At 44.5% G+C, this 14,921-nt stretch carries 16 protein-coding genes; 12 read left to right on the top strand and 4 right to left on the bottom strand.

Going from position 1 to position 14,921, the window contains the following annotated elements; genetic code table 11:
* Window positions 1-6: 6 nt before the first annotated feature.
* Window positions 7-552 (top strand): 5'-nucleosidase, encoded by a 546-nt coding sequence (locus ACL934_RS04475; protein ID WP_374080432.1) that lies wholly within the window; start codon window positions 7-9, stop codon window positions 550-552.
* Here ACL934_RS04475 and ACL934_RS04480 read toward each other — a convergent pair.
* Window positions 545-2,653 (bottom strand): fibrinogen-like YCDxxxxGGGW domain-containing protein, encoded by a 2,109-nt coding sequence (locus tag ACL934_RS04480; RefSeq protein ID WP_374078130.1) that lies wholly within the window; start codon window positions 2,651-2,653, stop codon window positions 545-547. The genes ACL934_RS04475 and ACL934_RS04480 overlap by 8 nt on opposite strands.
* 219 nt (window positions 2,654-2,872) lie before the next feature.
* Between ACL934_RS04480 and ACL934_RS04485 the strand changes: the two genes are divergently transcribed.
* The 7 genes from ACL934_RS04485 (at window position 2,873) to lepB (ACL934_RS04515) (ending at window position 9,147) form a co-directional block, all read left to right on the top strand.
* Window positions 2,873-3,355, top strand: coding sequence for a hypothetical protein (locus ACL934_RS04485; protein WP_374078131.1), 483 nt, complete (start codon window positions 2,873-2,875; stop codon window positions 3,353-3,355).
* Window positions 3,356-3,435: 80 nt separating this feature from the next.
* On the top strand, window positions 3,436-3,786 hold the full coding sequence (gene hpf, locus ACL934_RS04490; RefSeq protein WP_374078134.1) for a ribosome hibernation-promoting factor, HPF/YfiA family: 351 nt from the start codon (window positions 3,436-3,438) through the stop codon (window positions 3,784-3,786).
* Window positions 3,787-3,868: 82 nt separating this feature from the next.
* Window positions 3,869-4,477 (top strand): hypothetical protein, encoded by a 609-nt coding sequence (locus ACL934_RS04495; RefSeq protein WP_374078136.1) that lies wholly within the window; start codon window positions 3,869-3,871, stop codon window positions 4,475-4,477.
* Between the two features lie 128 nt (window positions 4,478-4,605).
* Window positions 4,606-5,769, top strand: a complete 1,164-nt coding sequence (gene metK, locus ACL934_RS04500) for a methionine adenosyltransferase (protein WP_374078138.1) — start codon at window positions 4,606-4,608, stop codon at window positions 5,767-5,769.
* A gap of 99 nt (window positions 5,770-5,868) precedes the next feature.
* Window positions 5,869-7,668 carry a translation elongation factor 4 gene (gene lepA / locus ACL934_RS04505; RefSeq protein ID WP_374078140.1) on the top strand — a complete coding sequence of 600 codons (1,800 nt, stop codon included), beginning with the start codon at window positions 5,869-5,871 and terminating at the stop codon, window positions 7,666-7,668.
* 4 nt (window positions 7,669-7,672) lie between these two features.
* Window positions 7,673-8,440: a signal peptidase I gene (gene lepB / locus ACL934_RS04510; protein WP_374078142.1), complete on the top strand. Its 768-nt coding sequence runs from the start codon at window positions 7,673-7,675 to the stop codon at window positions 8,438-8,440.
* A complete protein-coding gene (lepB, locus tag ACL934_RS04515; RefSeq protein ID WP_374078144.1) occupies window positions 8,410-9,147 on the top strand; it encodes a signal peptidase I in 738 nt (245 codons plus the stop codon). The genes lepB (ACL934_RS04510) and lepB (ACL934_RS04515) overlap by 31 nt, the downstream gene beginning before the upstream one ends.
* A 23-nt stretch (window positions 9,148-9,170) precedes the next feature.
* On the opposite strand, the gene ACL934_RS04520 is transcribed toward lepB (ACL934_RS04515), so the two are convergent.
* The 3 genes from ACL934_RS04520 to ACL934_RS04530 are packed head-to-tail and all read right to left on the bottom strand — an operon-like array spanning window position 9,171 to window position 11,384.
* Window positions 9,171-10,346 carry a GNAT family N-acetyltransferase gene (locus ACL934_RS04520; RefSeq protein WP_374078146.1) on the bottom strand — a complete coding sequence of 392 codons (1,176 nt, stop codon included), beginning with the start codon at window positions 10,344-10,346 and terminating at the stop codon, window positions 9,171-9,173.
* A complete protein-coding gene (locus ACL934_RS04525; RefSeq protein WP_374078148.1) occupies window positions 10,339-10,899 on the bottom strand; it encodes a JmjC domain-containing protein in 561 nt (186 codons plus the stop codon). The genes ACL934_RS04520 and ACL934_RS04525 overlap by 8 nt, the downstream gene beginning before the upstream one ends.
* Before the next feature lie 17 nt (window positions 10,900-10,916).
* Window positions 10,917-11,384 carry a hypothetical protein gene (locus ACL934_RS04530; protein WP_374078150.1) on the bottom strand — a complete coding sequence of 156 codons (468 nt, stop codon included), beginning with the start codon at window positions 11,382-11,384 and terminating at the stop codon, window positions 10,917-10,919.
* A gap of 207 nt (window positions 11,385-11,591) precedes the next feature.
* Here ACL934_RS04530 and lepB (ACL934_RS04535) point away from each other — a divergent pair, with 207 nt between their 5' ends.
* The 4 genes from lepB (ACL934_RS04535) to ACL934_RS04550 are packed head-to-tail and all read left to right on the top strand — an operon-like array spanning window position 11,592 to window position 14,912.
* Complete coding sequence (lepB, locus tag ACL934_RS04535; RefSeq protein ID WP_374078152.1) at window positions 11,592-12,269, top strand: signal peptidase I; 678 nt, start codon at window positions 11,592-11,594, stop codon at window positions 12,267-12,269.
* Between the two features lie 35 nt (window positions 12,270-12,304).
* Complete coding sequence (locus ACL934_RS04540) at window positions 12,305-13,207, top strand: aspartate carbamoyltransferase catalytic subunit (RefSeq protein WP_374078154.1); 903 nt, start codon at window positions 12,305-12,307, stop codon at window positions 13,205-13,207.
* The gene (gene carA / locus ACL934_RS04545; RefSeq protein WP_374078157.1) at window positions 13,207-14,268 is read left to right on the top strand and encodes a glutamine-hydrolyzing carbamoyl-phosphate synthase small subunit; all 1,062 of its coding nucleotides are present in this window, start codon (window positions 13,207-13,209) and stop codon (window positions 14,266-14,268) included. The genes ACL934_RS04540 and carA overlap by 1 nt, the downstream gene beginning before the upstream one ends.
* Window positions 14,265-14,912 (top strand): hypothetical protein, encoded by a 648-nt coding sequence (locus tag ACL934_RS04550; protein ID WP_374078159.1) that lies wholly within the window; start codon window positions 14,265-14,267, stop codon window positions 14,910-14,912. Before carA ends, ACL934_RS04550 begins: the two co-directional genes overlap by 4 nt.
* The last annotated feature ends 9 nt before the right edge of the window (window positions 14,913-14,921 follow it).

The raw sequence follows: 14,921 nt of genomic DNA on the forward strand, positions 1-14,921 counted from the left end.
TTGTTGATGGCTCTTCCGGGTGAATCCCAAGGGCTTTTTGAAAAAGAAAATATTCCCGTGATCTACACAGGCATTGGAAAAGTGAATGCCGCGCTCACAGCGATGGACATCATTCACAAAAACAAATGCAAAGTGGTGATCAATTTGGGGACTGCGGGCAGTTCTAAATTTAAAACTCACGATCTTGTCGAAGTTTCTACTTTCGTACAAAGAGACATGGATATTTCTCCTCTGGGTTTTAAAGTAGGGGAGACTCCCTTTGATCCACTTCCGGGTGGGATCGAACTTATTCCTTATTTTCCAGAACTGCCTAAAGGTATCTGCGGAACGGGCGACAGCTTTGAAACGGGTGCAACAAAAGTGCCTTGTGATCTTGTTGATATGGAAGGTTATTCTTTGGCGAAAGTTTGCCGCAAGATGGGTGTTCAATTGATTTCGTTAAAGTACATCACAGATGGTGCGGATCACAACGCGCACAATGACTGGGAAGCCAATCTTGTGCACGGTTCAAAAAAATTATTCGAATACTACAAAAAGATGATCACTACTTAACCCAAAGTTCGACTTTGGGAACGCCATCGGTGGCGACGGTATCACAGGCAGGAATTCCGACAGTCGGAGTTCCCCAGCCGACATAGGAGCCGATAGCATAAAACCAATTGCTGTGACTGACGGAGCCATCAGCCAGAGTGCTTGTTGAGTTGCTATTGAACTCAAGCCCTCCCCAATAGTTCGTCGAACACCCAATGGAGACTGCTGTGTAGCCTGCAATGGCCTGCGAAGTTGGATTGCTTGTTTGAGTCCACCAGTTTCTAGGTGTGTAGCCAGGCCAGTTAATTCTAAATTCAAATTTTCCCGAGCGACGGAAGCTTTCCAGTTTATTTAAAATCGAATAGCGTGTTGTCGTTGGGAAGTAAGGATTATAAGAGATAGCCTCAGCTCCATTCGCGAAATATCCTCCGGCAATATCATGAGAAAACACACGAGTCCAACCGCCACCATCCGAAGTCATGTCACAATAAACGGGAATAGGAGGATTGTTGTTTCCTGCTCCATCGGTATCAATATAGTAAATGCCGTCGCCATAAGCATACCCAGCATCATAGATGGCTTTGCAGGAGGAATAAATTTGTGGAGGATCGATTTCCTTCACCCATAAATTGACTTCAGAAGAATGTGACGTGGACCCATCAAATGTATTCGAGTCGGGAATTCCTCCGTTATAAGCGGCAGTGGCTCCAATAGAGTACCACCAACAACTTCCATTACAGCCGTCGATATACGAGTTGTTACTATTGCCGGTACCGTGGGTTCCATTTCCCAGTTCAAGGCCGATCCAATCGGGCATGGCGGCTCCGATACTTACTGGATAATATCCCGCCACATTGACGTCGGTCGTTGGGTTGCTTGTCTGATACCAAATATTTTTTGCGGCACGTCCGGGCCAACTGATGCGAAAAAGGAAACGACCGTGGCTCCGGAAGGATTCAAGTTTATTAATGATCGAATAGAGATTGTTATTGGGATCAGCAGGATTTGCAGAAGCGGCCGCCGCCAAACTAGCAAAATAGCCACCAGCAATATTATGTTTGAACACGCGAGTCCACCCACCACCATCTGTCGTCATATCACAATAAGCTTGGAAAGCCGCATTGCCACCGGGGCCGTCGGGATCAATGGTGTAAAGGCCATCCGTTGTCGCGCCACCTAATTTTTTATGTTCATAGCAATTCGCATAAGTTGAATATTCACGAACGAAATACCAACCATTTCCGGCGGCAACTCCCGTCGTGGCATCTGCATCTGTTGCATAGGCTTTCGCGGAACCTGTCCAATAAGAACCGTTATAATATCCGCCACCCATGTTTTCCCCACCACCATTCATGGAGCCACTCCAGCAGGTTTGATACCAGAATGGTGTATTACTATAGCCGACAGAGCATGTTTGTCCGGCAATAGTGATGTCGGTATCTGAAGTCGTCAGAGCTTTTCCGTTATGATAGACAGTTAAGCCCGGACTGACGGAACCGGTGAGGGCGGTCAAATTAAGCAAGTTGAGAGTATACTGGCGGAAGGGGTCAAACTTTTCCAAGGCCATCTTCGCTGCTTGAGCGACGGCCTTTCCATAATCAGTTCTCCACTCAAAAAGAAAATCCATGTACTTTTGATTCTTGCCGATTTCATTCCACTGATTGAGACCGACGAAATAATTGAATTGTTCTTTATTGCTCGTCACCAAAGAGCAACTCGCTCCACTTGCTGAGGTACTGCCATTCGCAAGTGAACAACGGGGTGTGCTAGCGGTTGTCGCATTATAAAAACTTAAACTGGTAGTGGGCTTATTCGTTCCGCCACGCGTGTTACTCCACACCAGCGTCCATCCACCGCCATCCGTCGTCATGTCACAATAAGTGACATAGGGAACATTGGCGCCAGCTCCATCGGGATCGATGTAGTACATGCCGTTGCCAGTCCATGCTCCACCATTATCTTTGATCTCTTTGCAAGAGCGGCAGTCTTTCGTCAAAACGGCCGTGGGCTTATTACTTAAAAAGGTCGTCCATCCCGTTAAATTCAAAGTTGGAACGAAGTAATCTTTTGTCGCATGAGTGTTCGTGAGAATCTTACAAACGCTGTGAACGGGAACGCTCATGGAGGTCCCATGAAGCAACTTGAATCCCTCGGAGGCCGTATTAATAGCATATGAATTCTGAAAAAACAGAAGACCAAAAAAGACCGAGATACGTGCCAGTGTTTTTAGTGCGTTCATGTCCTCATTTATCGGCATTTTGACTGGAAAAATGAATTTATTGTTCTGTAATGAAACGCTGAAAAGACTCAGCTTTAGTCTGGAAATTCCGATAAGATTCTTATGAAAAAGTCATATCAAATTGCGACGTTTTTTGTGGCGGCAGTAGGACTGTCCATCGGTTTTCTGGGAAATCCGTTTGGCGCGAAAGAACATAAGATGGGGCCTCAGGAATTAGACGCCATTTATCAAAAAACGAAAATCTATTTTCATGCCGGGAACTTTGAGGGCGCCGTGGATGCGGCAAGAAAATTACCCAAAGAAATTCCGCCGCGCTACGCAGATATTCGCGAAGTGCAGCGTCAGTCCGAAGAAGCACTCAAAAAATATAAAAAGCAATTACAGGAAGGGGCGTTGAGTCCCCGTCATGTGGATCGTTTGCCGGCTGCCCTTCGCGATTCTTATTTCGATGCAAAAATCGAAGCCAAACAAGGCCGCTGTCGCCAGGCGTACGAAAATATGGCCCCGGTCAGCCGCTACTTAAATAATCGAGAAGACCTCGAAATTTTTAAGCGCTGCCAATTAACCAAAAATAAATCCAAGTGAGTCTCAATATAAGGCTCATCTTTAGTCGGGTCTGGCCGATAAAGAAGTATGGGCTGAATTAGCAGCCAAAGGAGAAAAAAATGAAACTCAACTATACCTTTAAGCACCTCGATCACTCTGACTCCCTTGTGAACTATACCGAAGAAAGAATGTCAGAGATCGGGAGATTTTTGCTGAAGGAAGGTTACGGCAACGTGTATTTCAGTAAGCAGAAAAATGAATTCTGCGTTGAGATCTCCGTGAATACCCGTGAGAAATATTTTAAAGCAACGGCATTTAGTATGGACGCTTACGGAGCCGTGGACTCTGTGGCGGAAAAATTGGAAAAACAGTTTTTGAAAACAAGCAAACAGCATAAAAATCATAAAAAACCTGAACTGACAAAAGAAGGACGTTTGGAACAAGCAATCCGCTTTAAGAAGGCGGCCTAAAGTTGTCGGAGAGGTAAACGACATTTTATAGACAAACATAAAAGGGTGGTTTAAAACAAACCACCCTTATTTTTTGGAACGTATGCGGAACATAGATGAAAAACCCCACTGGGAGAGCTTTTTCTTTTCGTCCTCGGTAAAAGACGATCAGCTCACTCAGTTATACAAATACCGTCTGCTTATTTTGGTGACCGTTATCACGGGACTGCTGATGTGGACGTATTCCTTTATTTCTCTCTTTTTCGTTCAGGGAAATGCTTTGGCGGCCATTGGGATCACATGTTCGATTATTCACGCGTTGTCGCCGGTTGTATACAAGTTGACGCGTTCTATGACCTTGGCGGCTTATAATATGGTCGTTGCGGGAATGGTCTTTCAGTTCTCGTTCTCATTTTTCACGGGTGGCTTTTATGCGCCGACGCTGATTTGGTTTGCAGTCCTTCCGCTCATTGTGGGACTGCTCACCAATAAAACTCACGCCCTGCTTTGGACTTTCATTTCGGCTTCTGGCTACGTCTCGATGTTCTTCTTGCAAGAGGCAGGTTGGGTGCCCGAGTCGACCTTATCTGATTTAGGGAGAACGCTGACTCAGTTCATGATTGGCTTAGGGCTGATCAGTCTTGTTGGCGGGTTCACATTATTTTTCCTGGAGCTGGGTTATTTTTATTATCACAAACCCAAGGGATCTTGACCCCCTCACCCCCGTTTGGTAGGTTGGCCGTTCGCTAAATGCGAAGGGCATTTAGGATGGTTTAGGTTATACTTTCAAAGACCTTAAACCGAGCTCATTAACACCTTTCCTAATGAGGAACGAAAGCAGTGAAAAACTACCTTTTTACGAGTGAATCTGTATCCGAGGGACATCCTGATAAAATGGCGGATCAAATCTCTGACGGCATCTTGGATGCTATCTTGGCGCAAGACCCAAAAGGTCGCGTGGCCTGTGAGACCCTGTTGACGACAGGTTTAGTAGTTGTTGGTGGAGAGATCACAACTTCTGCAAAAGTAAACTTCTCTGAAGTAGCTCGCGAAGTTGTTAAACGTATTGGTTATGACCATTCTGATAAAGGTTTTGATTATAAAACTTGCGGCGTGATGATTGCCGTAGGTCAACAATCTCCAGATATCGCCGTCGGCGTAAAAGAAACTTTGTCTGATGATCAAGGCGCGGGCGACCAAGGTTTGATGTTCGGTTACGCAGTCAATGAAACTCCAGAGTTGATGCCTTTGAGCATTGCTATGTCTCACAAACTTGTGAAAGACTTGGCAGCACTTCGCAAGGCCAACAAAGTGGACTGGCTCCGTCCGGATGCGAAGTCTCAAGTAACTGTTCAGTACGAAAACGGTCTTGCAAAACGTATCGACGCCATCGTTATTTCTACTCAACACGCGGATTCTGTTTCAAACGCAACGATCAAAGAATTCATCACTGAAGAGTTGATCAAAAAATCCATCCCAGCAAATTGGATTGATGCGAAGACAAAATTCTTCATCAACCCGACAGGCCGTTTCGTAACAGGTGGCCCCATGGGTGATGCGGGTTTAACAGGTCGTAAAATTATCGTGGACACTTACGGTGGTCACGGAGCACACGGTGGTGGCGCGTTCTCTGGTAAAGATCCTTCAAAAGTGGATCGCTCTGCCGCTTACGCATCTCGTCATATTGCTAAGAACATCGTGGGCGCGGGCCTTGCTGAAAGATGCTTGGTTCAAGTGGCTTATGCAATCGGTGTTGCTGAACCAGTAAGCATCAGCGTTAACGACTACGGAACAAGCAAAGTGGGCCCTGAGGTTCTTGAAAAAGCAGTTCGCCAAGTTTTTGACTTGAGACCGGCAAGAATCACAAAAGATTTGGATCTATTGAGACCCATCTACAGCCCAACAGCAGCTTATGGCCATTTTGGTCGTAATGAAGAGACGTTCACTTGGGAAAAGCTCAATAAAGTGGAGCAACTCAAAGACGCTGTTAAAACTTTAGCATAGTTTGTAGGCTATAGGCCGATTAGTTCAGTCATTGCGCCGAGTTGTCGCTAGCAACTCGGCGCTTCTTTTATATAATGGGCGGGCAAACGAAAGAGGCCTATGGATCCTAAGTTTATTCGAAACTTTTCAATTATCGCGCACATCGACCACGGTAAATCAACTTTGGCAGATGGTCTTTTGTCAGCCACAGGTGCTCTTTCAGATCGCGAAAAGAAAGATCAATTCCTCGACAACATGGAGCTTGAGCGCGAGCGTGGTATCACGATCAAAGCGCAAACAGTGTGTTTGGATTTTAAATCCAAAGACGGCAACATGTATCAGATCAACTTGATCGATACTCCGGGGCACGTGGATTTTTCTTACGAAGTGTCTCGTTCATTGGCGGCTTGTGAAGGTGCGATTCTGGTTGTCGATGCCGCTCAAGGGGTGGAAGCGCAAACTTTGGCCAACGTTTATTTGGCTCTAGAGAATGATCTTGAGATTATCCCAGTGCTGAACAAGATAGATCTTCCTTCGGCAGATCCAGAAGGTGTTGCAAAACAAATCGAAGATACTGTGGGACTTGATTGCACGGGCATTATTCATGCTTCAGCAAAAGAGAAAATCGGTATCACGGATATTCTTGAAGCGATCGTAGAAAAAGTTCCGCCACCAAAAGCGGATCGTTCACTCACTCCTCGTGCGCTTATTTTTGACTCTTGGTTCGATGCTTATCAAGGCGTCGTCGTCCTTGTGCGTGTGATGGATGGAACGATCAAAAAAGGTGATAAAATCAAATTCATGGCCACAGATCGTGACTATGAAGTTTTGCGTATGGGTAAGTACAAACCTTTCCCAGCAATGCAAGACACTCTTGAAGCGGGTGAAGTGGGCTTCATCATTTGCGGAATCAAAGACATTCGTGACGTGCAAGTCGGCGATACTGTGACTTCGGCAAAACATCCTGCGGCGGAACCTCTTGCGGGTTTCCAAAGAATCAAACCCATGGTTTTCGCGGGGATCTTCCCGGTTGTTGCCTCTGAGTACGAAAACTTGAAAGACGCTTTGGACAAGCTTTGTCTGAACGACTCCTCTTTGACTTTTGAAATCGAAAAGTCGGCGGCTTTGGGTTTCGGTTACCGTTGTGGTTTCTTGGGTCTTCTTCACATGGAGATCGTCCAAGAGCGTTTGGAGCGTGAGTTCAATCTTGATTTGATCACCACAGCGCCAACGGTTGTTTACAGAATTACAAAAACGGACGGTACGGAGATGATGCTTGAAAATCCTTCGGGCATGCCGGCTGAAACTCAAATTGCGAAATTTGAAGAACCGTATGTCAAGGTCACTCTGCACACTCCGACTGATTATATCGGCGGGATTTTGAAACTCTGTGAAGACAAGCGTGGTATCCAAATCAAAATGGAATACGTCACGGATAAAAAGGTCATCATTGAGTACAAACTTCCGATGAATGAAATGGTCATGGATTTCTATGACCGTTTGAAGTCGATTTCAAAAGGTTATGCTTCTTTGGAGTATGAATTCATTGGCTTCGAGGAATCTGACCTCGTGAAGTTGGATATTTTGATCAATGGAGAGGCGATTGATGCTCTTTCCTTGATTGTCCACAGATCCAAAGCGCAGAATCGCGGACGTTTGCTCGCGGAGAAGATGAAAGAACTCATCCCTCGTCAGCAATATCAGGTGGCGATCCAGGCAGCTATCGGAGCTAAGATTATTGCCCGTGAAACTCTCGGCGCGATCAGAAAAGACGTGACCGCGAAGTGTTATGGTGGTGATATTTCTCGTAAGCGTAAACTCTTGGAGAAGCAAAAAGAGGGTAAGAAGCGCATGAAGGCCATCGGCCACGTCGAAGTGCCTCAGGAAGCCTTCTTAGCGATCCTTAAAGTGGAGGACTAGCAACATGAGTGACAACAAAAACAGCTGGAATTGGCGCACGAAACATTTTTGGACCGAAGGATGGGGCTCCCTTTTTCTGGCCGTGTTTATCGCTCTTTTCATCCGCTGGGGTTTCATTGAAGCTTATGTGATTCCATCAGGTTCTATGCTTCCGTCGCTTTTGATTCACGATCATATCTTCGTGAACAAATTGACTTACGGTTTGCGCGTTCCATTTAGCGAAAACTGGCTTGTGAAATTCAACGAACCAAAACGTGGCGAAGTGATCGTGTTCAAATATCCAAAAGATATGAGCACGTTCTTCATCAAACGTATCGTGGGTGAGCCGGGCGATAAGATTTATTATGAAAACGGCACTCTTTTCATCAACGACAAACCTGTTGATAAAAAAGTTCCTGCGAACATGGACGACTTTGCATGGCTTCGCGATGCCGACTTCCAAAGAGACGGCAATATCAACGACAGCAAAGAAAACTACGTTGAGTTCACAGAAGATCTTCCGGGTGGAAAGAATCACGCGATTCTTTTGCGTAAAGGCGACATCTACGAAACTTTCGGTCCAGTGACGGTTCCTGACGATCATCTTTTTGTTATGGGTGACAATCGTATGAACTCTTCAGATGGACGCGTTTGGGGATTCTTGCCTAAGCAAAACATTTTGGGTCGTGCGATGTTCGTATGGCTCTCTTGTGAAGAGACCGTTCCGGCATTGCCGTTCCTGTGCAATCCTTTGACGATCCGTTGGGGACGCTTCTTTCATTCAGTAAATTAATGACAGAGTCTTCTAAAGAAACTCGCAGTTTAAAAGGAACGTGGAATCAGGCGATTCTAACGTTCCTTTTTCCTATTCTGCTGGTGATGGGAGTGCGTTGGGCGATTTTGGAGCCCTTCGTAATTCCCTCGGGAAGTATGATTCCCAATCTCTTGGTTCATGATCACATCCTGGTCAAAAAATTCGCTTACGGATTGCACATTCCATTCAGTGATAAATGGCTGCTGAAATGGTCGACTCCTCAGCGGGGAGACGTGGTTGTTTTCAAATATCCGGAAAATCCTGACGTCTATTACATCAAAAGATTGATCGGCGTTCCTGGAGATTCTGTGGAAGTCAAAGCCGGACGTATCACCGTGAACGGCGAAAAATTCGCGCTTTCTTCTTTTGAAAATCCAGAGAATGAAAAAGGCTTTAGTTATTTCCAAGAAAACAACGGAAACAAAGAGTACGTTGTGCGCTTTCTCTCTGAAGAAGCCAACGCCGACGTTCAAGTATACAAAGTTCCAGAGGGACAGTACTTCTTCATGGGGGACAATCGCGATCAATCCAGTGACTCGCGCTTTTGGGGCTTTGTGAAAAATGATTACATCGTAGGTAAAGCATGGGTTATTTGGTTGTCTTGCAATAGTACTTTGCCGACGATGACCTTTGTGTGTGATCCTTCACAAATTCGTTTCAATCGCCTTTTCCAAAGACTGCCTTAGGCGATATAATCTTTAAGGTCGCTTTATAACGAGATAGAATAGGTCACGTAGTCATTTGAACTTGTTGTGATAGTCATGCCAAGTTTTTCAGCGACACGTTGGGATTTTATATTGTTTTTTGAGAATCGGATCTTGGCTGTTTTCCATCCTTTTTCAGTCATTTCAGTAAGTAGCATTCGAATTCCCTTAGAGACAAGTCCCTGTCCTTCTGCTGCCTGATCAATCCAATATCCAAATTCAAAATTTCTTTTTTGGTAGTTAATTGAATGGATCGAGATGGCTCCGGCAAATATTGATCTATTAAAAATTTGAAAGTGAAAGGCTTGTCCTTTTTGCCATTGCAACTCGGTTTTGACTGAAAAATTATTTTGATCTTCTATTGTTTGAATAAAACGAGGCCAAGAAAGAAATTCTTGCAGTCGTTCTTTTTGTTCAAGAACTTTTTTATATACGTGAAGATCGGTGTCTGGACTTTGTTTTCTGAGAACAAAGTTATTCTCGTCCTGTAGTTGGGAGTCAGGTTTGATTTTCCCCAAAGACTCAAGAAAAGCTAATGACTGCGATATCCAATCTTTGATGCTTCCGTTTCGCAATAGTTCATGATTTGGAATGTTTATAAGAATTTTTTCCCAATGTTTACGGGAGGGAACGCTGTCATAGGTGTTCAGGGAAAATAGTCTTATAATATTATCGTAGGTTTTTTCAGAGATAGACTCTGATTGATAATTAGACAGGATTTCAAAAATCAAGTCTTGCTTTTGAAAATGGCTGGAGGGTTTATAGCTGTCGATAAAGAGCTCCAGTTCTGGTGAGCTTATAAGAGGAACCCGATTGAAGATGCTATAAGATAAGCCTTCATGCAACTGTTGGTTCTCCAAAATGTATTCAATGGTAGCAAAGCCATAGTGATAGATTTCGATTTTCGGAATACCGTGAATTTTAATGGCGTCCCTCATGGTGATTCCTTCGGAATCAAGAAAAGTCCACGCTTCATTTTGTTGCAAAAGAATTTTGAGACGAATTAGGACTTCGCTTCTTGTTTGTACAGAGGGTGAATTTCTCCATGCAAGCATAAGGTCAATATCGGAGTGTTCAGTATTAAAAGGTGTATTAAAGGAACCTCCTATGTACGCATATATTAGGTCGGGAAAATTTTTTAAAGCCTCCTTGAGGCGTGAAGAGATTGATTCTTTAGTCATGATAAACTCCGAATGAAAGATGGAGGGAATCTTCCGAAGTTGCAATGGCAACATGAGGCTCCCCTCTACTTAAATACAAACTTTGTTTGTTCGAAAGATGCAGCTCTTTAGGGTGAATTGATGAGGTCCATACAGGTAAATTTTCTTTTTCATCAAGAAGCAAAGTTTCAATAGAGACTTTGCTTCTAAATGCAGGCCAGATTTTCCAGTCTTTGGAGCCTTCGATCTGTAATACGATGACGTCATGTAGGTCATAGTGAATTGGAAGTCCTTGTGCTCCTTGTGGAGTGAAATAAGCATTGCATTGGACCCGCTTGCCAATATTGCCTGCGATAAAATCACAAGCCTGTTTTACGGAGGGAAGGTTTTTTTCAATGGAAGTGAATGCCCATGTACTTTGACTCATGGGCGTGCAGTTGCTGTGAAATGTATTATTACTTGTTCGGACGTGACGTGTTTTTTTGGAAAAAGTAGAGTCAAGTTGTGCTAACTTTTTAAGCTCCTCTGAGGAAGGGTACTGAAAATCCATAAGTTGTACTTGAAGCGCGTTCATGACTCTACTCCTGGCGTTTACAATGATTTTCCGTCCATATCGCATTTTAGATCGAAGGCATTGGCAAGTTCCTTGGCTTCACCAATACGCGAGCGATCAAATTTATTAAGATCGTGAGCAGCAAATTTAACCTTTACGATTTGGTCTTGAAGTTTAAGGATTCTGACTTCGATACCATCAACGGCCGCTGTTTCCATAAGATCTTGAATCATTGTTGCTGATACAAGTACCGACCCATCTGTCTCAAAACGTTGAACTCCTGAACCATGTAGATAAGACAGAGTTTCGACGGCTTGTTTTGGATCGAAGCCTACTAAGCGCTTTTGGATAATTCTTTCGGCCACCTCTAAGTTTTGCGTGTTGATAGAGGCTTTTTTGACGCCGTCTGGTTGAATAGTGACTGGGACCGCTTGAGCCGTAGAAGCCAATAGGTTTTGGACGCTCAAGATTCCGAAAAGTGTGGACGTGATAGCTTTTGATTTCATATTTCCTCCTAGGAAAGTTTGTTTTGTTAGGGGATGATTGCGGTATTTGTGCCAGGGGCTGTGGGCCTGGAAATCGTTTTAATTTGATCTGATGTCCGATTTGTCCGGCAAAAGGATCTTAAATCTTGGAATTCGGATTCTGCCCGAATAGCAGGTCGCTTATTGAAAAAACTTTCAAGAGCATCAATATGACGGTAGCATCAAGGAATGAATCGTTGGCGTGAGTATTTAACAACTTTGGTTTTAGCAGTTTTATGTGCTCTTTTTGTGCGCAATTATCTAGTGACTGCGTATAAAGTGCCAACAGGTTCTATGCAGCCAACTTTAAAGCCGGGCGATTTTATTTTCTCCTCACGCATGTCCTATGGAATGTCTATTCCCTTCTCGCAAAACAAGTGGGGAGCGACTTTGCCTGAGCGTGGGGACCTTGTTGTTTTCAACTATCCGAATCAACCTTCTGTTAATTATGTGAAACGTGTGGTGGGTTTGCCGGGTGATCGTGTGCAAATCATCAAAGGGCGTTTGCATATAAATGAAGAAGCTTTGAAATATGAAAAAGCTCAGGAAACCCTTGGGGACAATCCAAACCCAGAGTTATTTGATATTTACGAAGAGATCTCAGGTCAGACTCGCTGGCGTGTGATTTTTCAGAAAAATCCGGACGATAAGGATTTTGGTCCGCTGGTAGTTCCCCCGGGAGAGGTCTTTTTATTAGGCGATAACCGTGATGCAAGTGACGACTCGCGCTATTGGGGGACGGTTCCTATGAACCAAGTTGTCGGCAGAGTCGTTTTAATTTGGCTTTCGCTGGATTGGCAAAAGAAATGGGGTGGAGATCGCTACCCTTCAGTGCGTTGGGAGAGAGTTTTTTCTCCGGTGTATTGACATCTCGTCTCTCGGGCCATAGGCTTGGGTTCTAGATGTCATCTAGAAACAATAAATCCATTCTCGATCTGCTTTCTCTTGAAAAAACAAAAATCGACTCTCTATTTTCCGTGGCAGATAAGCTGTCTGCTAATGAGTCTATTCCCTTTGAGGGCTTCGGCAAAACCGGAGCCCTTTTGTTTTTTGAGGCAAGCACTCGAACACGCATGAGTTTTGAAACGGCCTGCGCAAGACTGGGAATTTATCCGTTATTATTAGACGGAAAATCGGGAACGAGTTTGGAAAAAGGGGAGACCCTTGAAGACACAGTTCTGAATGTCGATGCGATGAAGCCCAGCTTCTTGGTGATTCGCTGTGGAGATGACTTAGATCTCAAAGCCCTTTCTGAAAAAGTGCAAAGCCCGATTCTCAATGCAGGTTGGGGAAAAAAAGGTCATCCGACTCAAGCTCTGTTAGATGCCTATACTATTCGCAAGCATCTTGGATCTTGTGAAAAACAAAAAGTTCTTATCGTAGGCGATGTTCGTCACAGCCGTGTGGCGTCTTCTCACTTTGAACTCGCAAAAAAGTTAAACTACGAAGTGGCACTGTGCGGGCCGAAAGAGTTTTTACCTGAAACAGGCGGACACAAGGTGTTTTCCTCTTTGAAGGAAGGTCTTGAGTGGGCCACGGTTGCAATGGCTTTGCGGGTTCAATTAGAGCGTCACTCGTCTCAATATTCCTTGGCAGATTATCGCGATCAGTACGGTTTCACGGTGAAAAATTTAAAAAATCTATCCGCCAAAGCTTTGATCATGCATCCAGGTCCCATCAATCAGGGGACAGAGCTTGATTCCGAAGTTTTACAAGATCCACGCTGCCAAGTTTTGGATCAGGTTTCTAATGGTGTTTTGATTCGTCAAAGTCTTATCTACGCTACTCTGTCGGAGGGGAAATAATGAAGGGCTATCTTGTTCTTGAAACTGGTGAGGTGTATGCGGGACTTTGGAATGGCGGCGAAGATCGCGCCGGTGAAGTCGTCTTTAACACTTCTCATTCAGGTTACGAAGAGATTGCCACGGACCCTTCCTATTTTACTCAAATCGTGGTGATGACAGCGCCAATGCAGGGTAATTACGGTATTGAGGACAGCGTGTGGGAATCGCGTCGTCTGTGGATTGAAGGTTTTATCTGCCTTGAAATCCAAGATTCAGAGCGAGATCAAGCCTGGAAGAAGCGTTTAACTGAAAATAAAATCCCTCTTGTGACGGAGCTTGATACGAGAAATCTGGTTTTACGTCTGCGCAAAGGAACTCCGTGGGGAGCCTTGGTGCAAGCATCCAATGAGCAAGAGGCGCGCACAAAAGCCGACTCTTTAATTGCGGCTAAAAAGAAAACAGAAAAAGACTGGGTTTATCTGACGTCTCGTAAAGAAACCGAAACTCGCCGTGGTGAAAACATGGTGGGTCCGCGCGTGGCTGTTTTGGATTTCGGTGCCAAAGAAAATATCCTGCGGGAACTGCAACAACGCTGTTCAGAAGTGAAGGTCTTTAATAGCCGCGCCTCTGTTCAAGATATTCTCGCTTACAATCCCGATGGAATTATGCTGACAAACGGCCCGGGCGATCCTGCCGATGTGCAAGTGGCAACCGGAACTGTGCGTGAGCTTTTAGGTGTTAAACCTATTTTTGGGATCTGCATGGGCCATCAAATCCTGGGTCTTGCTTTGGGGGCTAAAACCTACAAGTTAAAGTTCGGTCATCGTGGCAGCAATCATCCCATTCGCGACACTCTGCTTAATCAAATTTATATGAGCAGCCAGAACCACGGTTATGCCGTGGAAGCGGAAAGTTTGCCTTCTGACGCCCAAGTGACTCATACCAATCTCAATGATGGCACTGTGGCAGGTTTTTATAGTGAAAAGAGGAAGTATTTAGGAATACAATATCATCCGGAAAGTTGCCCAGGGCCGCATGAAGCGACCGGGCTGTTTAGCTATTTTATTGAGCGGATGATATGAACGAATACGAAAAGCTTATAGAAAAAATTCTCAATCACTTTGTTAGCGACGCCTTCAAGGACGAATTGGCTATGGCCAAGAATGAGTTCTTTGGAAATGCCGGGACTTTGGATGAAAATTCCGAGCACTTTGAGTCGCGCATGGCGCAGTTTTATGATTGGTATTTTTTCACACGCGAACTGAAAGGCTTTGGGCAGACTCCTTTGGATGCTTGTTTGTTGGTTCGTGAACTTCGCTTCTCTGACGAAGAGTTGAAGGCGTTGGAAATTTTGAAACAACACCGTCATTCTATTTTTGAATTTAACAAAATCAAAAACGGCGACGTTTACATCAAGGATCTTTTGGCCAACAAAAAACTTGTTGTGAAGCAGTCTTCTTACGTTTTTGGATTTGATCCAGATGAACTTTTTGAAGTGCGCTTGATCCCTCACGGGGATTCTTACGTTTTCACTCGTGGATTTTGTTTCCATCCCGAGAGCGCGAAGAAGTTTATTTTGAGCGAAGTAAAACGCCATCGCAAAGACCCGGATTTGGATCCGGATCTTTTGATGCTTCGCTTGATTAAAATGCGTTACAAGTTTGAGCAGTATAAACATGTAAGGCCCGAAATGATTTACTCCAACGAGGGGAAATTGGGCATTTAAATCGCAGGA

The sequence above is a fragment of the Bdellovibrio sp. HCB-110 genome, assembly GCF_047323225.1.
Classification (GTDB): Bacteria; Bdellovibrionota; Bdellovibrionia; order Bdellovibrionales; family Bdellovibrionaceae; genus Bdellovibrio.